Source organism: Pseudarthrobacter sp. TRD_SC_9 (genome assembly GCF_055361265.1).
This window is the reverse complement of sequence record NZ_CM143956.1, coordinates 3559699-3578126: the sequence shown is the minus strand read 5'-3', so window position 1 is coordinate 3578126 and position 18428 is coordinate 3559699. Positions and strand designations below refer to the sequence as shown.

12 protein-coding genes and 1 riboswitch are annotated in these 18428 nt (G+C 65.5%); of the genes, 7 read left to right on the top strand and 5 right to left on the bottom strand.

Features of this window, described 5'->3' with window-relative positions:
- Nucleotides 1-16 precede the first annotated feature (16 nt).
- The 4 genes from ACWA13_RS16755 to ACWA13_RS16740 all read right to left on the bottom strand — a co-directional run bounded on the left by ACWA13_RS16755 (nucleotide 17) and on the right by ACWA13_RS16740 (nucleotide 6336).
- The gene (locus ACWA13_RS16755; RefSeq protein WP_463935426.1) at nucleotides 17-3181 is read right to left on the bottom strand and encodes a glycoside hydrolase domain-containing protein; all 3165 of its coding nucleotides are present in this window, start codon (nucleotides 3179-3181) and stop codon (nucleotides 17-19) included.
- On the bottom strand, nucleotides 3178-4110 hold the full coding sequence (locus tag ACWA13_RS16750; RefSeq protein ID WP_463935424.1) for a carbohydrate ABC transporter permease: 933 nt from the start codon (nucleotides 4108-4110) through the stop codon (nucleotides 3178-3180). Before ACWA13_RS16750 ends, ACWA13_RS16755 begins: the two co-directional genes overlap by 4 nt.
- On the bottom strand, nucleotides 4107-4946 hold the full coding sequence (locus ACWA13_RS16745; protein ID WP_463935422.1) for a carbohydrate ABC transporter permease: 840 nt from the start codon (nucleotides 4944-4946) through the stop codon (nucleotides 4107-4109). The genes ACWA13_RS16750 and ACWA13_RS16745 overlap by 4 nt, the downstream gene beginning before the upstream one ends.
- A gap of 97 nt (nucleotides 4947-5043) precedes the next feature.
- Nucleotides 5044-6336 carry an extracellular solute-binding protein gene (locus ACWA13_RS16740; protein ID WP_463935420.1) on the bottom strand — a complete coding sequence of 431 codons (1293 nt, stop codon included), beginning with the start codon at nucleotides 6334-6336 and terminating at the stop codon, nucleotides 5044-5046.
- A gap of 140 nt (nucleotides 6337-6476) precedes the next feature.
- Between ACWA13_RS16740 and ACWA13_RS16735 the strand changes: the two genes are divergently transcribed.
- Entirely contained in the window at nucleotides 6477-7781 is a 1305-nt protein-coding gene (locus ACWA13_RS16735) for a glycoside hydrolase 5 family protein (protein WP_463935418.1), read from the top strand.
- A 10-nt stretch (nucleotides 7782-7791) separates the two neighbouring features.
- On the opposite strand, the gene ACWA13_RS16730 is transcribed toward ACWA13_RS16735, so the two are convergent.
- Complete coding sequence (locus ACWA13_RS16730; RefSeq protein ID WP_463935416.1) at nucleotides 7792-8841, bottom strand: LacI family DNA-binding transcriptional regulator; 1050 nt, start codon at nucleotides 8839-8841, stop codon at nucleotides 7792-7794.
- 123 nt (nucleotides 8842-8964) lie between these two features.
- On the opposite strand from ACWA13_RS16730, the gene ACWA13_RS16725 reads away from it, so the two are divergent.
- From ACWA13_RS16725 to ACWA13_RS16700, 6 genes are all read left to right on the top strand, one after another.
- Entirely contained in the window at nucleotides 8965-12165 is a 3201-nt protein-coding gene (locus ACWA13_RS16725; RefSeq protein ID WP_463935414.1) for an alpha-mannosidase, read from the top strand.
- A gap of 100 nt (nucleotides 12166-12265) precedes the next feature.
- On the top strand, nucleotides 12266-13174 hold the full coding sequence (locus ACWA13_RS16720) for an ROK family protein (protein WP_463935412.1): 909 nt from the start codon (nucleotides 12266-12268) through the stop codon (nucleotides 13172-13174).
- Between the two features lie 208 nt (nucleotides 13175-13382).
- Nucleotides 13383-13518: riboswitch (TPP riboswitch) on the top strand.
- Nucleotides 13519-13580: 62 nt separating this feature from the next.
- Nucleotides 13581-14231: an ECF transporter S component gene (locus ACWA13_RS16715; protein WP_463935410.1), complete on the top strand. Its 651-nt coding sequence runs from the start codon at nucleotides 13581-13583 to the stop codon at nucleotides 14229-14231.
- The gene (locus ACWA13_RS16710) at nucleotides 14231-15751 is read left to right on the top strand and encodes an ABC transporter ATP-binding protein (protein ID WP_463935408.1); all 1521 of its coding nucleotides are present in this window, start codon (nucleotides 14231-14233) and stop codon (nucleotides 15749-15751) included. Before ACWA13_RS16715 ends, ACWA13_RS16710 begins: the two co-directional genes overlap by 1 nt.
- Complete coding sequence (locus ACWA13_RS16705; RefSeq protein WP_463935406.1) at nucleotides 15748-16551, top strand: energy-coupling factor transporter transmembrane component T family protein; 804 nt, start codon at nucleotides 15748-15750, stop codon at nucleotides 16549-16551. Before ACWA13_RS16710 ends, ACWA13_RS16705 begins: the two co-directional genes overlap by 4 nt.
- Nucleotides 16552-16663: 112 nt before the next feature.
- On the top strand, nucleotides 16664-18154 hold the full coding sequence (locus ACWA13_RS16700; RefSeq protein WP_463935404.1) for a flotillin family protein: 1491 nt from the start codon (nucleotides 16664-16666) through the stop codon (nucleotides 18152-18154).
- The last annotated feature ends 274 nt before the right edge of the window (nucleotides 18155-18428 follow it).

The following is an 18428-nucleotide window of genomic DNA, read 5'->3' as shown; positions in this document are numbered from 1 at the left end:
GGGGAAAGCGTGAGGATCAGTGGGTCGGGTCTCCGAGGTCGAAGAGCTCGAGCTGCCGCAGGGTGACCGGATCGTTCCGCGCGACTACCCGTAGCGTGCGCGCCGTCACCGGCTCTGCGAAGGCGAACGGCGTGGTGCGGTCGGCGATCAGCGGCTCGCGGTGCGTGGTGGCAACGTCGCGCCAGTTCACTCCGTCGTCGCTGGCTTGCCACACGTACGCATGCGCGGGCGTATCCGCGGCCGCCGTGAGCGTCACATCGGTCACCGTCTGGGGCTGGTCAAAAACCCAGCCCGCGAAGGCCGCCGTCAGCGCCGTATCGGGCGCAACCCCATCATCGAACAGGGCGGCATGCGCAGGATCGAGGGGCCGGCCGCTGTCGCGGGTGAGGTCCGGGTGCCACCGTGCGGCATCCTCCTCGCCGGCCCAGAGAGGGCTGGCGGCGACCTCGCCGACGTCGGAGGTGAAGACCAGCTCCAGCTCGACGTCGCCTCTGAGCGCATCGACGGAAAGCACCGCAGGCTTGAGGGGGATGCCATCGAGCGTCGCAGAGACGAGGTAGCGGGCATCAGGATGCGGACGGTGGGCACGCACGCGCAGGCTGCCGCCGTCAGAGCGCCGCACACGGATGTCATCGAACAGCGGTGATCCGATCCGCAGCTCACCGGAGCCGAGCTCGAGCGGGTAAAGCCCGAGCGCGGCCCACAGCCACCACATGCTCATCTCGCCGTTGTCCTCGTCGCCCGGGAACCCCTGCCCGATCATCCCGCCGGCGAACAGACGGCCCGCGAGGCCGTGCACCAGGGCACCGGCCTGCCAGGGACGGTCGCCGTGCACGTGCATCCACGGGATTTGGTGCGCCGGCTGGTTCGAGAGAGCGCACATGCCGCTGCGCTGTGCGCGCGCCTCGCGCTGCTCGTGGATGACTACGCCGTAGCCTCCAGCGAAGGCGACATCCCCGGTCTCCGGCTCTGCGAAAAGCCGGTCGAGATGAACACGCAGACCGTCGCGACCTCCATACAGCTCGGCGAGTCCGGCGCCGTCGTGCACCGGGCTGACCGACATGCCCCAGCCGTTGGTCTCGACGTTGTCGCCGCCCCAGACACGGGGGTCGAAGGTCTCCGAAAACCGTCCGGCGGTATCTTTTCCGCGAAAGAACCCGTGCTCGGGATCGAACAGCGTTCGGTAGGAGAGCGCCCGGTTATCGAAGTACCGCGCGTAGGCCGCCCAGCGGGCGGTGCCGTCTCCTCCCCGCGTGGCAAGCCGGGAAGCGAGGCGGGCGATGCCGGCGTCTGCGATGCTGTTCTCAATGCTCCAACTCATGCCCTCGCGGACGTCGGAGGAGATATATCCGGTGAAACGACCGCGGGCGACGCCCTTGCGTCCCTGGCGCGGGTCGGCACTCGGCTCGCAGGCGTTGCGCCAGGCGGTTTCAAAGGCCGTCTGCTCGTCGAAGACCACGCCCCAGCGCTCCGCGTCAGCGAAGATCTGGTCGCTCGAGGTCCCCACCATGGAGTCGACATAGCCGGGCGCACTCCAGCGCGCCATCCACCCACCGCAGCGGGCCTGCTGCAGTAGTCCGTCAAGCATCCGTCCTGCGCCCTTTGCGTCGAACAGGGCAAGCGCCGGCCAAGCGGTGCGGTATGTGTCCCAGTATCCGTTGTTGACGTGCAGGTCACCGTGGGCCACGGGGGCGCCGGTGGTCTCTTCGCCGTGTGGTTCGGCGGGCACCATCGGGTCGGCGAAGCGCAGCTGCGGTGCCTCGATTGTTCCGGTGTTCTCGGCTGTGGTGTTGGGGTACAGGTGCAGGCGGTACAGGGCGCCGGCGATCTGCGCGCGCGCCTCGTCGTCGGCCAGGCCGCGCCAGGGCTGCCCGGCGGCGTCGGGTTGCGGCAGCTCCACCGCGCCGAGAAGGTCGTTCCATTGCGCGTGCAGCGTGTCGCGCAGGTCATCGAAGCTCCGGGACGCAGGCAATTCCTGCGCCAGGGAACGGCGGGCCTGATCGACGGAGAGGAAGGACTGCGCGATGCGCAGCTCGAGGGCACCCGAGGCGCTCACAGCGCCATCGACCACCTCGCCCTCACCCAGGATGATGCCGGCGAAGTAGGCGCGAGGCGGGTTGCCCCAGTCCGCGGTGCCCTCGGGCGTCCAACCGTCGAAGGTGCCGTGGTCGTGGAAGGTCAGCCGTCCCCGGCCGTCGGGAGCGCCGATCGAGAAACCCACGACAGCGGCTGCCGTGTCTGCCGCGATTTGGAAAGCGCCGCCGTGCGAGGTCGCCGTCATCTGGACGTGAGCGCCGCCGTGCAGCCGCGCCGCGTACAGGTGGGGACGCGCGTACTCGGTTTTGGGCACGATGTGCGGTATGGCGCCTCCGGGTGCCCCCATGAAGGGCCGAACCTGCAGCACTCCGCGGTCGCCGATCCAGGGGCTGGGCTGATGTGAGAACTGCAACGCCGCGAGCGGGCGGCCCAGTTCGTTATCGTGAACCGACCAGCGGTACGGCCAGCGGGTGTCGACGGCATCCGTTGCCGGGGTGAGGAAGCAGAAGCCGTGCGGTGCGGCCGTAATGGGGATGGTGTTGCCGCGTGAGAAGCGGCTGCCGGAGTGGCTGCCACGACGCGTGTCGACCCGTTCGGCGGGCGTCGGCTCGGCAGAGCTGGAGCCGGGGTCGTCCGACAGACTGCTGATGATCACCTCAATGAATCCCTCGACGAAGCAACCGGTAGGGCAGGAATCGGCGAGGCTGGGAGCGCCCAGCACCACCTCAAAGCTCGCGGTCTGACCAGCCCACGGCTCGAGCGAGGCGCTGTCGGCGTTCCACTGCTCGGGCATCGACCAGGCCGCTTCGAACTGCGCGGATGCCGTCACCGGCACGTCGTAGCGGTCACGCACCCGGGCGTCCTCGCTCAGTCGCGTGCCGTCGTCGAACACCACGTCAACGGTGACGGCGAGCGAGGCGTGCGGCGCGTGCACGGCGTCGGGCCCGTCGGCGTAGAAGGCCCAGTGCACGACGGTATCGGGAGCGACCGGCAAACCGGAGAGACCGGGCAACGGGACCCTCTGCTCCCCGCCCGCCGGGTCGAAGCGGAACGCATGCACCTGTCCGCCCAGGATGCCGGCGTGCGGGCGGGAAGAGGGCGGGTCCGCTGGTCCTGCGGCCCGTCGTAGCTGAGCCTGGTTCATCCCTTGACCGCTCCCTCTTGCACACCGTTGAAGAAAAAGCGCTGCATCACCGAGAACAGCACGATGATTGGCACGAGTGCGACCATGGTGCCCGCCGCGATCATGCGGGGGTCGGGCGAGAAGTTGCCGTTCAGGTATGCCATGCCGACCGTCAGCGTGTAGTTGTTCGGATCGGTGAGCACCATCAGCGGCCATAGGTAGTCGTCCCACTGGCCGATGAAGGTGAAGATCGCGACGACGCTCGCCATGCCACGCACGTTCGGCCAGACGATGTGCCGGATGCGTTGCCAGGTGGTGGCACCGTCGACGGTCGCCGCGTCGAGCACGTCGGTGGGGATCATTCGGCAGGCGGTGGCGATCAGCAGCACGTTCATCGCTGCGATGGCGCCGGGCAGGAATACGCCCCACAGGGTGTTTGCCAGCCCCATGGAGTTGATCGTCAGCAGGTTGGCGGTGATCGTCACCTCGCCGGGCAGCAGCATGGTCGACACCAGGATACCGAGGGCGATGAACTTGCCCTTGAACTTCATGCAGGCCAGGGCATAGCCGCCGAACAGGGACAGGACGACGTTGCTGATCACGGCACCGACGGCCACGAGCAGCGAGTGCCAGGCGTACATATACACCGGGATGAGGTCGGTGACCTTGATGTAGTTCTCGATGGTGGGGTCCGTGGGGATCAGCTTCGGCGGGAACGTATAAAGGTCGTCGGCCGGCCCCTTGAACGAGGTGGACAGCTGCCACACGAACGGGCCGATGACGAGCAGCAGCACGACAGTGAGCAGAACGTAGCGGCCGACGAGCCCGCCGAGGGTGGGTTTGCTGAAGTCTCCGGAGCCCTTGCGGCGGTAGCTGCGGTCCTTGCGGACAACCTGCTGCTCATGCTGCTTTTTCTGCTCTTCGACGCGACGTTCAGTCTGGAGGCTCATGCCGGCACCTTGGTCTTCTTCTCACGGTTCAGTAGTGCGATGGCGACGAGCGGGACGACCGTCAGCAGGAACAGCGCGACGCTGATGGCGGCCGCATAGCCGAGGTTTCCATTGAGGCCGGAGCCGACCTGGCGGATGAGCATGACGATCGACATGTCATAGCCGCCCGGGCCGCCAGTGCCGTTGGAGAGGATGTCGAGTTCGGTGAACACACGCATCGCCGACACGGCGACGAGCACCGAGATCAGCAGCACCGCGCCGCGCACGCTCGGAATGGTGACGCTGATGAAGCGGCGCACGGCACCCGCGCCGTCGAGCATCGCGGCCTCGTGGAGTTCCTTGCCGACATTTCCGAGCGCGGCGAGGTAGACGACCATGTAGTAGCCGATGCCCTTCCACACGGTCAGCAGAATGGCGGTGGTCAAGAGCCACCAGCGGTCGACGAGGAAGGCAACCGGCTGATCCACCATGCCCGTCCACTCGAGTCCCTGATTGATGATTCCCCGACTGTCGAACAGCCAGCCCCAAATGAGCGCGACGACCACCACCGAAGCAATCACCGGGAAGTAATAGGTGGTGCGGAACAGCGCGATTCCCGGGATGTTCTTCTCGACGAGCAGGGCCAGCAACAACGGCACGATGGTCAGCAGCGGCACGCACACCACCACGTAGATCAGGCAGGTGATGAGCGCGTAACGGAACTGCTCGTCCGTCAGTAGCCGCTCGTAGTTCGCGAAGCCGACCGGGTTGACCGGCTGAAGGGGGCGTGCATCCGTGAAGCTGAGCACCACGGTATTGATGAACGGCCAGAGGGAGAACATCAGCACCCAGATCACGGGGGGTGCCAAGAGCAGCCAGGGCGTGTACCACCTGTGCGATCTCATAAATCCTGCTTTCTTCGGGTACTGGTGTTCATCCAGACGGCGCGGTACGTCACTTGTCGATGCGGTTGTCGTTCGCGTACTGGACGATCTTGTCGAGCGTCTCTTTTGCGTCGGCGTCCCCACGGATGGCCAGTGCCATCTGCTGGTTCAAGTAGTCGGTCATCGCGCCTGTCCACTGGAACGGCGTGGCCTTGGCATCCTCCAGCGCGTCGAACATGACCTGCATGGCCTTCGCCTGGGCGGGGTCAAGGTCGCTGGAGACGGCGTCCATGACCTCATCGGTGCCCTCGGTGGTGCCGGGTGCGAAGCCTACGGCGAGCTTGGTGAACGCGACCTGGTTCTCCTGGTTGGTGGCGAACTCGGCGAACGCGAGGGCGGCGGCCTTGTTCTCCGAGTCGGCGGAGACGTTAAGGCCCTGTACGAACAGCGGCGGGGTGCCGGGGCGTGGCGCGGCGACGGTGTGCTCGAGCAGCGTCGGAGCCTTGGTGCGCAAGTCTCCGGCGAAACCGGATCCGCCGGTGGCGTAGGCAACCTTGCCCTGCAGATACATCTCAGCGTTGCCGCCATAGCTGCCGGTCAGCGCCTCAGCAGGCATGGCACCGGCCTTGTACGCGTCAGCATACTTTTGCACGATTTCGACGGCCTCGGGCGTGTTGAAAACGAAGGTGCCGTCATCATCCATGATCTTGATGCCGGCGGACACGAAGGTGTCTACGCCCGGCATCGACGAGACGACCTTGACCTTCCCGGCGGAGTCGGCGGCGACCTGCTTGGCCAGATCCAGCCACCCGTCGGTGGTGTTGGGCAGGCTATCCCCGGCGACGCCGTAGGGCTCAAGCTGCTCCATGTTCCACCAGGACTCGTCGCTGCCGAGGTACCAGGGCAGACCGTAGGTGCCCTGGACACCGCTGAACTGGCTGTATGCCTCCCAGCCGCCTTCGTTGTACTTGCCTGCCAGGCCCGGATCGGCCTTGTCGAGGTCGAGCAGTTTACCCGCCGTGACCAGAGGGAACGCGATGTCCGGCGGCAGATTGAGCACGTCCGGCAGGGTGTTCGAGTTCGCTTGGCTGAGGATCTTGTCCTGGTAGCCGTCACCCGGCTGGTCAAGCCAGTCGACCTGCACGTTTGGGTGCTCCTCCTCGAAGGCTGTGATGAGGTCCTCAAAGTACGAGGTGAACTTCTCGTTCTTCAACGACCAGGTCTGGAACTGGATGGTGCCGCTCAGTTCGCCCGAGGTGTCGATGGGGCCGGCTGCACTGCCGCCGCCCGCCGTGCCTCCGGTACAGCCCGTCAGGGCCAGGGCCGTCGCCGCGGCGATGGCAAGAGTGGATCGGATCTTCATGGACATTCTCCTTCGAAGGGGTCCAGATGCGCCAGCGTAGTTGGTTCGCATCCCTAAGCTAAAGCGTTATAGTGATAAGCATTACATACGGGTGCTTCCTCGTCCAGTTACGACTTGATTCAGTTCCAGAAAGGACTGCGATGTCTGCGACATCTCCCGCCGGTGCGCCACTGCGCTTCGGGGCCAACTACACCCCTTCGACGAACTGGATGCATTCCTGGATGTCGTTGAACCTCGACGACGTCCGCCGGGACTTCGAAGGTCTGGCATCGCTCGGCCTCGATCATGTGCGGATCTTCCCGCTGTGGCCGGTCCTGCAGCCCAACCGCACTCTGATCCGGGCCGACGCGGTGGCCGATGTGCGTGCTGTCGTCGACGTGGGTGCGGAGTTTGGGCTGGATGTCAGTGTGGACGTCATCCAAGGTCACCTGTCGAGTTTCGACTTCATGCCGTCATGGCTGTACACCTGGCACGACAAGAACATGTTCACGCACCCGGATGCGCTCAGCGGGCAGGTCGCCCTGATTGAAAGGCTCGCCGTGGCGCTCGGCGGGGCGAAGAATTTCCTGGGCTTCACCACGGGCAATGAAACCAACCAGTTCGCGGCATCCGTACATCCCTCACCGTGGCCCGTGACCACCGCGGAGGCCGCGAACTGGATCAACACCCTGCTGGATGCCGCCGATGCCGCAGCTCCCCACCAGGAGCACGTGCATAGCGAGTACGACGCTGCCTGGTACCTTGACGGGCACGGATTCACGCCCGCCCTCGCCGCGCGACTGGGTGCGATGACGACCGTGCATTCCTGGATCTTTAACGGCACCGCACAGCGGTATGGCGGGCGCTCGGAGGCATCCGATCGCCATGCGGAGTACATGATCGAAATCTCCCGCGCGTTCGCGAGCGACCCACAGCGGCGCATCTGGCTGCAGGAGGTCGGCGCGCCGTCGAACTGCCTGACGACCGAAGAGATGCCGGGCTTCCTCGAGGCAACGGTGCGCAACGCCGCGCGCAGCCAGAACCTCTGGGGCGTGACCTGGTGGTGCTCGCACGACGTCAGCCGCAGTCTGGCCGACTTTCCCGAGCTGGAGTACTCGCTCGGCCTGATCGACCAGTCCGGCGCAGCGAAGCCGATCGGCCGGCGCTTCGCCGAGATTATCCCCGAGCTGCGCGAACGGCGCGATGTCCCGTCGCGCCGGCTTGCCATCGTCATCGAGGTTGACCCCGAGGATACCCCGGTCAGCCGCGGCGCTCTCGCCCCGGGCGGGCCCATCTTCGACGCATGGGTGTCCGCCTGCGCCGACGGGGTGGACGCGACATTTGTCACGTCCACGGATGCCGCGGACGCTCAGGCACTTGCCGCCCGCGGCATCACCGGGTTGGCCCATCCCGACCTGTCAACGGGTGCATCGACGTATTCGTCCAACAACACCGTCGTCGGCTGAGGCAGCCTGCCTATGCCCCTTGGGGTGTGGTTTCCGGCTCAGCCCGGCGGGCCGTGCTCTCGCGCACCGTGAGTACCGGGCGCGGGCCGCTCCGGTCCGGCAGGATGGCAGGCGCGTCCAGTTGCTCGAGCAAGAAGTCCGCGGCCTGCTCGCCAAGTCGGAACGTGTCGCGGGTGAGGCAGGTGATCGACGGGTGCACGAGCCCGGTCACGACGGAGTCGTCGAAGGATGCCAGCGACAGCTCAGCGGGCACGGAGACGCCCATTTCCTGAGCGACGCGCAGCCCCGCGATGGCCATAACGTCGTTGTCGAAGACTACGGCTGTGGGGCGTTGGTGCCTGCTCAACAGCTCGCGCATCACCGATGAAACTTCGAGCGGCGAGTAGTCGGTCGCGATCACTTCGCCGGCCACGTCGCGATCGGCCAGATCCCTGAGCACGTCTGCGCGCAGGCGTGCGTGCTCGAATTCCTCCGGGCCGGAGATGTAGACGACGCGCCGATGGCCGATGCCGGCGAGGTAGCCAAAGACCGAATGCGCGGCCTGTGCATCGTCGAGCCAGATGGTCGCCGGATCCTCCGGGCTGGAAGGGCGACCGCCGATCACGATCGCGGGGAGGCCGAGCGAGCTCAGGATCGCCGGACGCGGGTCGTCTTCACGCGGGTCGAGCACGATGACGCCGTCAACCTGGTTGGCGCTGTGCCAGCGCCGGTAGGTCGCGATCTCCTCGTCCATGGAAGGTACGACGACGAGCTGCAGGCTAATGCGCCGTTGCGCCAGCGATGACTGCACTCCGGCAATAAGGTCGGTGAAGAACGCTTCCGTCCCAAGCGTGCGGGCGGGACGATTGACCGCGAAGCCGACGACGCCCGCGCGCGCACCGACGAGAGCGCGCGCGGTGGAACTGGGCTGCCACTCGTACTGGTCGGCGATCTTGAGGATCCGCTCGCGCGTCTCCTGGCTGACTCCAGGGCGGCCGTTCAGCGCGAAAGAGACAGCTCCGGCGGATACCCCGGCCAATCGGGCGATGTCCGCGATGGTGAAACGCTTAGCCTCTGACATAAACTCACTGTACTATATCCTTTTAGTACTAAATCGGTTTAGTGTTATTTCGCTTCAGTGGTGTTGTCACATGGCAATCCCCCGAACTACCCCTTCATTCTCACATCGCAGAGGAGCTCTACCGTGCACGAAGAGACCTCGCTCACCATCGGGCGCGTCAACCGCGTCCTCCTTGAGCGCGTCCGCCCCGCCGTCCACTCGGCCCGCATGCCGCTCGAGGTCTCCGTGCACCAGGTGCCGGGCGAGCCGATCAGCCCTGCCGAGGGCCTGGCCCTCGACTACCGGCCCTTCACTGTCGGCGGCATGTGGGGTCCAGCCTGGGGCACCACCTGGTTTCGTGTTCGCGGGGAATTGCCGGTCGAGTGGGCGGGGCGTAAGGTCGAGGCCCTCATTGACCTCGGCTTCGACGTGAACATGACCGGCTTCCAGTGTGAGGCCCTGGCCTACCGGCCGGACGGCACGCCGATCAAGAGCATCAACCCGCGCAACCAGTGGCTCCCCGTCGATGCCGTCGCCGGGCACGGGGTTGAGTTCTACCTTGAAGGCGCCTCGAACCCGACACTGCTCGACTACCACCCGTTCCTGCCGACGCAGGAGGGGGACATCCTCACCTCCTCACCGGAACCCCTGTACCGCGTGCGGCACATGGATCTCGCCGTCTTCGAGCCAGAGGTATTCGAGTTGTCGCTTGACCTCGACGTGCTCATCGAGCTGCAGGCCGAGCTGCCCGAGTCCTCGCCGCGCCGCATGCGCATCCTGAAGGCCCTCGATGACGCGCTCGACGTGCTCGACCTGCAGCGCATTGTCCAGACCGCGCCGGATGCCCGTGAGAGGCTGACGGAGGTGCTCGCGTCGCCCGCTGAGGCAAGCGCCCATCGCATCGCCGCCGTTGGCCACGCTCACATCGACTCCGCCTGGCTTTGGCCCCTGCGGGAGACGGTCCGCAAGGTCGCCCGCACTACCTCGTCGATGACTGCGCTGATCGACGAGCAGCCGGAGTTCAAGTACGGCATGTCCAGCGCCCAGCAGTACGCATGGGTCAAGGAGCACCGGCCCGAGGTCTGGGAGCGTGTGAAGGCCGCCGTCGAGGACGGACGCTTCCTGCCGCTGGGCGGCATGTGGGTCGAGTCCGACACCGTCATGCCGACCGGCGAATCGCTCGTGCGGCAGTTCTCGCACGGGCAGCGCTTCTTTGAACGCGAGTTCGGCATCCGTTCGAAGGGCGTCTGGCTGCCCGACAGCTTCGGCTACTCTCCCGCCCTGCCGCAGCTCATGCGCCGAGCCGGGTTTGAATGGTTCTTCACGCAGAAAATCTCCTGGAACCAGCGCAACGTCTTCCCGCATCATTCCTTCCTGTGGGAAGGCATTGACGGGTCTCGGATGTTCACGCACTTCCCACCGATGGACACCTACAACTCACAGCTAAGCGGCATGGAGGTTGCCAAGGCCAGCCGCCAGTTCAAGGAAAACCGCGTGGCGACCATGTCAATCGCCCCGGTTGGCTGGGGTGACGGGGGCGGCGGCACCACCCGTGAGATGACCGGTCGCGCGGCGCGCATGGCCGACCTCGAGGGTTCGGCGAGGGTCGAGTGGAAGCACCCCGATGACTTCTTCACAGATGCGAAGGCCGAGCTGACCGACCCCGCCGTCTGGGTCGGCGAGCTGTACCTCGAGCTGCACCGAGGAACCCTCACCAGCCAGCACGCCACGAAGGCGCTGCACCGCTGGGCCGAGCACGCGCTCATCGAGACCGAGCTGTGGACAGCGACCGCCGCCGTACAGCTGGGCGCGGAGTACCCCTACGAGGAGCTTGACCGGCTGTGGCAGTTGGTGCTGCTGCACGAGTTCCATGACATCCTGCCCGGTACATCGATCGCGTGGGTGCACCGCGAGGCCGTCGAGGTGCTCTCAGGCGTGCTTGCAGATGCTCAGGCGTTGTCGGCCACGGCACGTCAGGCTCTGGCCGGGGAGGGTGACAAGGTGCTGCGTTTCGTGCCGACCTCGGTCGACAACGGTCGCGCGCTCGGAGCTTCCTTCCATACCCGGTTGTTGAGCGGGGACGCCGAAACCGAATCGAGCGGTTCACTGAGCGACTTGGAGAGCCGAAGCGACCGAACGCAGAACGGACGCGTCCCGGTACTCATCTCCGTCGGAGGGCTCTCGGGTGTGCGTTCGGATGCTCAGGTCCTCTCGACTGCGGCGCCCCACGCGCGGGCCGGCGAGGGCAACAACGTGCTTAGTTTCGGGCCGGCCCCAGTCGAGAACGGTCCAGCAACACTGCACCCGGAGGGCGGCGGCTACCGCCTCGAGAACGGTCTCGTCTCGGTGCTTATCTCCGCCGAGGGGCTCATCACCTCGGCAGTCGATAAAACGATCGGTCGTGAGGCGATCCCTGCCGACCAGCCGGCGAACCTTTTCCAGCTACATCAGGACTTCCCGAACATGTGGGATGCGTGGGACATCGACCGCTACTACCGCAACCGCGTCGACGACCTCACGGCCGCGTCCTCGGTTACGGCGTCCGTCGCGGACGGCGTCGCGACCGTCGTCGTGAAGCGGGAGTTCTCGGCGTCGAGCATCGAACAGACAATCATGCTGGGTCCGAACTCACGAACCGTGGTGCTGCGCAACGACATCGACTGGTATGAGACCGAGAAGCTGCTGAAGCTGGCCTTCCCGCTTGACATCTTCGCCCGCGAGACAGCGGCGGAGACACAGTTCGGCTTCCAGCGCCGCGCGACCCACGTGAACACGAGCTGGGAGGCGGCGAAGTTCGAGACCTCCATGCACCGCTTCGTGCTGGTCGAGGAGGACGGCTTCGGCGCCGCGCTCGTGAACAATTCCATCTACGGGTACGACACGTCCCGGGCATCCGATGATGACGACCTCACGACCACAGTCCGGCTGTCGTTGCTGCGTGCCCCTCGATTCCCCGACCCCGACACGGACCACGGCCACCACAAGATCGAGGTGGGCTTCGTCATCGGGGCGGATGCCGCGATCGCAACGGCCGAGGGCATAAAACTCAACGCCCCGGCAACGCTCGTGCGTGGCGCGAACGAAGTAGAGCCACTGATCTCGGTGACCGGCCAGGGCATCATCGTATCGAGCGTTAAGCTCGCCGACGACCGCTCGGGTGACGTCGTTGTTCGCGTGTACGAGTCGCTCGGCCGGCGCACGCGGGGCGAGCTGTCCGTGGGCTTCGCATACGCTGGCATCCGCGAGGTCTCGCTCATCGAGGACAACATCAATAACGCGCGCACCGGCTGCGAACTATCCCTTAAGCCGTTCGAGGTCCGCACCCTGCGCATCGCACGGGCCTGACCCGGCACGTCCGAACCGGGAAAATCACAGCCGCTGGCGGACCTCGCCGACGGCACGAGGATTCTGCGACTCCTCAGTTGCACATAGCGTGGAGGTGGTCATGAACAGCGTAACTATGGCTGTGGATATGGGCGGAACGAAGGTCGAGGCCGCTTTGGTGGACGCGCAGGGTGCGGTGTTGACGCGGAGCCGTCGGCGTGCGGCGACAGGCCCGGGCGCGGGACCTGCCGAGCTGCGGTCCGCGGTGCAGTCCGTTGTGGCGGGGGCGCTCAAGGCGCAACCGCCGGGGTACCTGCTCGAGGCGGTGGGAATCGGCAGTGCAGGCCCTATGGACAGCGTGGCGGAGACGGTGTCACCGTTGAATCTCCCCGTCCGAGACTTCCCGATCGTCTCGGTCGTGCGAGATGTCGTAGGAGAGACGCTTCCGGTCAGAATGGCGCTCGACGGTCTGTGCATTGCCTTGGCAGAGTCCCGCTTCGGTGCCGCGACGGGTGTCTCAACCAGTGTGTCGATGGTGGTCTCCACAGGAATCGGCGGCGGGATCGTGATCGGCGGAGCACCGCTCGTCGGCGAGCACGGCAATGCCGGGCACATTGGTCAACTCCGCGTTTCCAGCGAGGAATCTCCGGAGTGCGGGACGGTCGGCACCCTCGAGTCAGTTGCTTCAGGGCCGGCCTCGGTGGCGTGGGCGCAGATGCAAGGATGGACCGGCCAAAATGGCGAAGATCTGGCGCGCTGTGCCCGCTCCGGTGACAGACTGGCACGGGCAGCGATCGAACGATCGGCAAAGGCGGTTGGTCAGGCACTCGCAGGAGTCTGTGCGCTGCTGGACGTTGACCTCATCGTCATCGGCGGCGGGTTTTCCCATGTCTCTGACGACTATGTCGGCCTGGTCGAGGCGTATGCGCACCGCGCTGCCGTATTGCCCGCGGCGCAAACGGTGAAGGTCGTGCGGGCTGCGCTCGGCTCCGACGCCCCCCTTGTTGGTGCGTCCTTGCTTCGACCCTGACCATCTCATCGCGGGAACACCCCGACCAGGGAAGTACTGCAGAGCACGTGTTGTGGCCCCGGGGCATTGGCCAACAGGCTGTAGGGCAATTGCGGGCCACTCCGCAGCAAAGCCCGCATCTAACAATCGTTGGAGCCGGAGAAGCCTTTCGCCTCCGCCGCTCCCGCGGAGCGCCGGGTGTAAACTGGACCAGCCCATAAGGGTGGATTTATCACGACAGGGGAGCGCCGCCGTCGTACTCCGCAGTAATGCGAAGACGGATGGGCGCTGAGAGTGCGGGCTGCCGCAGACCCTCGAACCTGATCCGGTTAGTACCGGCGCAAGGGAGTCGAGTTCTCAGAGTTACCGGACAACGGGTTATTTGCCCGCCGGAATACTCTCCCCTCCTGTACCTCAGGAGGAAGAAATGACAACTGTAAGCACTAAGAAGACCGGCAAAAGCTGGCGCGTAGTGGACATAGTGGTGGCTGCGCTGATCGCGGTGACCGGTGGCGTGATTTTCTGGGCATGGTCCCAGGGCGCCGGCGTGGTGTCCGCACCGATGAACGCGGTGTACCCGCCGCTGACCGGCCTGATCGCCGGCGGCTGGATGATCCCGGCGGTGCTGGGAATGCTGATCATCCGCAAACCGGGCGCGGCGATTTTCTGCGAAACCGTCGCTGCCACCGGCGAACTGATTATGGGCTCGCAGTACGGTGTGACCGTGCTGATTTCCGGCCTGCTGCAGGGCCTGGGCGCCGAGCTGGTGTTCCTGTTCCTGGTGTACGGCCGCATGAGCAAAGGCCGTTTCCTGCACCAGAAGTACAACCTGACCGCCGCGCTGCTGGCCGGGGCGGCCGCCGGACTGTTCTGCGGCCTGAACGACTCCTTCATGCCCTGGGGCTGGAACATCCTCTACCCGGGCGCTGACAAGCTGGTGTACATCATCTTCTGCGCCATCTCCGGCGCCGTCATCGCCGGCGCGCTCTCCTGGGTAGCAACGCGCGGCTTGGCCAAAACCGGTGTGCTGAGTTCCTTCGCGTCCCGCAAGGCCGCTACGGAGCCCGTCTTCAACTGATGCCAACAGCCGACGACGGCGTCCGCCCCGCCGCCATCACCGCCCAGGGGTGGGGGTGGCGGCACGCCGGACGGACCACACCGGCCGTGGCCGGCCTCGACCTGGACATCCGCCCCGGCGAACGGGTGCTCCTGCTGGGCCCGTCCGGATCCGGCAAATCCACCCTGCTTCACGCCCTCGCCGGGGTGCTGGGCGATGAGGAGGACGATGCCGACGAATCCGGTTCCCTCCTGATCGACGGCGCCCCACCCCGGGACCAGCGTGGCCGAGCCGGTCTCATGCAGCAGGACCCGGAAACCCAGGTGGTGCTTTCGCGCCTGGCAGACGACGTCGCCTTCGGCGCCGAGAACCTGGCCGTCCCGCGCGACGAGATCTGGCGGCGCGTCCACGAAGCCCTGGAGGACGTAGGCCTGCGCGACTCTGGTTCAGGCTCTGCCGGGGGCGGGCTGGAACTGGACCACCCGACGTCGGCCCTGTCCGGCGGGCAGAAGCAGCGGCTTGCGCTCGCCGGCATCCTGGCCATGCGTCCCGGTCTGATCCTGCTGGATGAACCCACCGCTAACCTGGACCCCGCCGGTGTGCTGGAAGTCCGCGACGCCGTGGCCCGGTGCCTGGATAAAACCGGTGCCACGCTGGTGGTGGTGGAGCACCGCGTCGCCGTCTGGAAAGACGTGGTGGACCGGATTGTGGTGCTGCAACCTGGGAGTTCCTCGGGCTCCGGTGTGCTGTTCGACGGTCCGCCGGACCAGGTGCTGGGGCAGGCGCGCGAACTGCTGACGACGGCGGGAGTCTGGGTACCGGGGTATGTTCCGGTGACGCGCCCGCGGACTGAGCCCGCTGCCGCGACCATGCTGCTGGCCGCCGAAAACCTCGCAGTGTCCCGCGGAAGGGCCACCCGCCGGGGGCTACGTAAAGTACCGCCCCCAGCCGTCCAGACAGGGGTACAGGCAACGGTCCGCGCGGGGCAGGCACTGACCATCACCGGCCCCAACGGGTCTGGAAAATCAACGGTGGCGCTGACTCTTGGCGGGCTGTTGGAACCGGCTGGCGGGACTGTATCGGCCGGCGTCGAGCTTTCCCGTGGTGCCGGGATCGATCCGTACCGCTGGAAGGCCAAGGAACTGATTGCCCGGATCGGCACGGTCTTCCAGGAACCGGAGCACCAGTTTGTCACCAGCCGGGTGCTGGATGAACTGACCTTCGGCCCCCGCCACCTTGGCCATGGCGACGAACGCGTGGACGAGCTCCTGGAGCGGCTGCGGCTCACGCATCTGGTGGACGCCAACCCTTACACGCTCTCCGGCGGTGAGAAACGGCGGCTGTCCGTGGCCACCGTTTTGGCCGCGCACCCGCAGGTGCTGATCCTGGATGAACCCACGTTCGGCCAGGACGCCAATACCTGGACGGAGCTCGCGTCCCTGCTCTCCGAACTTCTCGACGCCGGCACGGCCGTGGTGTCCGTAACGCATGACGCCGAATTCAGCCACGCCCTGGGCGGAACGGAGTTGGGGCTGACATGAGGCAGGAACTGACGATCCGAAGCAGTCAACAGTCCGAAAAAGCGCTGCTGACCCGGAGCAATCCGCTGGCCAAGTTTGCCGCCGTCGTACTCATTTCGATGGTGCTGGCGCTATCCGTCGACTGGGTCTCCGCCTCGGTGGCGCTGCTGGCGGAACTTGCGGTGCTGCCGCTGGCCGGGCTGACGCTTGGCCTGCTGTGGCGCCGCGGCTGGCCCTTGATTATTGCCGCTGCGGTGGGCGGCTGGAGCACCTCGATCATCGCCGCTGATGCCGGGAGGGTACTGCTCGACGTCGGGATCTGGTCCATCAGCGAAGGCTCACTGGAGTTGGGGTTCGGGTTCTTGCTGCGCGGCCTGGCTATCGCGCTGCCGGCCGTCATCCTGATGAGCTGCACCGACCCAACAGACCTTGCCGACGCCCTCGCCCAGAAAGCCAGGCTGCCGCACCGCTTTGTGCTGGGCACGTTGGCGGCGATGCGGCTGGTAGGGCTGATGGCGGAGGAATGGCAGACCATCGGCATGGCCCGGCGCGCCAGGGGAGTGGGCTCGCACGGCAGTCCGCTCCAGCGGATCCGGGCTACCTTGGGGCAGAGTTTCGGCCTGCTGGTGCAGGCGCTGCGCCGTGCCACCCGGCTGGCCGTCACCATGGAAGCCCGCGGGTTCGGCACCTCGGAGCGGACCTGGGCGCGGGAGTCCACCTACTCCCGCCTGGATCTCTGGGTGATCCTGGGCGGCATGGTAATCGCCGCTGCTGCGGTGAGTGCCGCCGTCGTGGCTGGGACCTGGAACTTTGTGTTTTAGAGGCTGCGCGCTGTATCCACAGGACAAAGGATGAACTTGCTCACCGGCAAGTAAGGTTTAGGGGAGCGCCGCCGTGAACGGTGCGACAAAACACACATCTCAGGGGGATCATTTGTTAGCTTTGTTGATCGGCGGCGGCGCACTTGCCGTCCTAATTATTGCGGGATTTATTTTCTACACATCGAGTATTCGGTTCGCCAAGCCCAATGAAGCCATGCTCATCACAGGCAAGAGCGATCCGAACACCACGGATGAAACGTCCGATGACCAGTCCCGCGTCATCATTAATAACCGGGCGTTCGTCAATCCCATCACCGAGCGCGTCAGCCACATTTCGCTGTCCTCGCGCCAGGTGGAAGTCACCATCGAAGCCATCTCCAACAACGGCATCCAGCTCAAGCTGACCGGTGTGGCCCAGGTAAAGGTAGGAGGTGACAAGATCTCCGTTCGCAAGGCGGCCCAGCGGTTCCTGGACCAGCAGGACGCCATTGACCATTACACCCAAGAGACCCTGTCCGGTTCGCTCCGTTCCATCGTGGGCATGCTGAGCGTAGACGCGATCATTAAGGACCGCGCCCAGTTCGCTGCCTCCGTCAAGGAAGAAGCCGAGCACTCGATGACCAACCAGGGCCTGGTGATTGATACCTTCCAGATTAAATCTGTTGACGACACCGGTGGCTACCTGAAGAACCTTGGACGTCCCGAGGCTGCGTTGGTGGCCCGGAACGCCAGCATTGCTGAAGCCAACTCCCAGCGTGAGGCGGCCGAAGCCAAGGCACTGGCCGATCAGAAGACTGCAGAAGCCGAGCAGAAGCTGGCCCTCCGTCGCGCGGAACTGAAGCAGGAAACAGACGCGCGCCAGGCCGAGGCCGACGCCGCCGGGCCACTTGCCCAGGCCGAGCAGCAGGAAGCGATTATCCTCAAGAACCAGCAGGTGGTGGCACGCCAGGCCGAGCTTCGCGAGAAGGAGCTCGACATTGAGGTCCGTAAACCGGCCGATGCCGCCAAGTACAAGGTTGAGACCGAAGCCGCCGCTGACCTGGCACGGCGTACCCGCATCTCGGAAGCCACGAAGGTCGAAGCTGCCGCAGAACTCGAAACCCGTAAGCTCAGGGCCGCGGGCAACGAGGTTGAGGCGAAGGCCCTGGCAGCAGCCAACACCGCCAAGGGCAACGCCGAGACCGAAATCAACAAGATCCGTGGCCTTGCGGAGGCTGAGGTCACCAAGACTCAGGGTATAGCGGAAGCCGATGTTGTTGGCCTCCGCGGCAGGGCCGAAGCGGAAGCCATCGAAGCCCAGGCCAAGGCGTACAGCGAGTTCAATGAGGCAGCAATCCTTAACAAGCTGCTGGAGGTTCTGCCGTCCATCGCCAAGGAAATCGCCGCTCCCATGAGTGCCATCAGCAACATGACGGTCATCTCCAACGACGGTGCCGCCCAGATGAGCAAGAACGTTTCCTCAGGCGTGCAGGAAACCGCCCAGCTGCTTAAGGACACCACCGGATTCGATGTGATCGAGATGCTCAAGGGCTTCGGCAAATCAACGCCGACAGTCGTTGAACCGGTGGTCACCGGTAACGGAGTCGTCGCAGACCCGAAATAGTCCGCCCTTCCTTCCCACTTGCTAAAAGAAAAGCGCGGCGTGCTGCCAGAACACGCCGCGCTTTTCCGTGTTGCAGGAGGGGCAAGTGGGGAGGAACGTTCGACGTCATCAGGGCAGGTGCAGCAGATCTCTGAGCTCAACGCTCAGCGAGCGGACACCAGACGAGTGGGGAGGACAAGCTCAGGAACGGGAAATGATCGAACACCTGCATCGGACAGGAGAAGGTATACCAGGTGATGCAACCAAGATTGACGCCACCGTAGGCCTTGCGGAG

Bases quoted from the DNA above. Each gene is read 5' to 3' on its own strand.
- ACWA13_RS16730 (WP_463935416.1), bottom strand. From the start codon at position 8,841: ATGTCAGAGGCTAAGCGTTTCACCATCGCGGACATCGCCCGATTGGCC.
- ACWA13_RS16735 (WP_463935418.1), top strand. From the start codon at position 6,477: ATGTCTGCGACATCTCCCGCCGGTGCGCCACTGCGCTTCGGGGCCAAC.
- ACWA13_RS16755 (WP_463935426.1), bottom strand. From the start codon at position 3,181: ATGAACCAGGCTCAGCTACGACGGGCCGCAGGACCAGCGGACCCGCCC.
- ACWA13_RS16720 (WP_463935412.1), top strand. From the start codon at position 12,266: ATGAACAGCGTAACTATGGCTGTGGATATGGGCGGAACGAAGGTCGAG.
- ACWA13_RS16705 (WP_463935406.1), top strand. From the start codon at position 15,748: ATGAGGCAGGAACTGACGATCCGAAGCAGTCAACAGTCCGAAAAAGCG.
- ACWA13_RS16740 (WP_463935420.1), bottom strand. From the start codon at position 6,336: ATGAAGATCCGATCCACTCTTGCCATCGCCGCGGCGACGGCCCTGGCC.
- ACWA13_RS16715 (WP_463935410.1), top strand. From the start codon at position 13,581: ATGACAACTGTAAGCACTAAGAAGACCGGCAAAAGCTGGCGCGTAGTG.
- ACWA13_RS16710 (WP_463935408.1), top strand. From the start codon at position 14,231: ATGCCAACAGCCGACGACGGCGTCCGCCCCGCCGCCATCACCGCCCAG.
- ACWA13_RS16750 (WP_463935424.1), bottom strand. From the start codon at position 4,110: ATGAGCCTCCAGACTGAACGTCGCGTCGAAGAGCAGAAAAAGCAGCAT.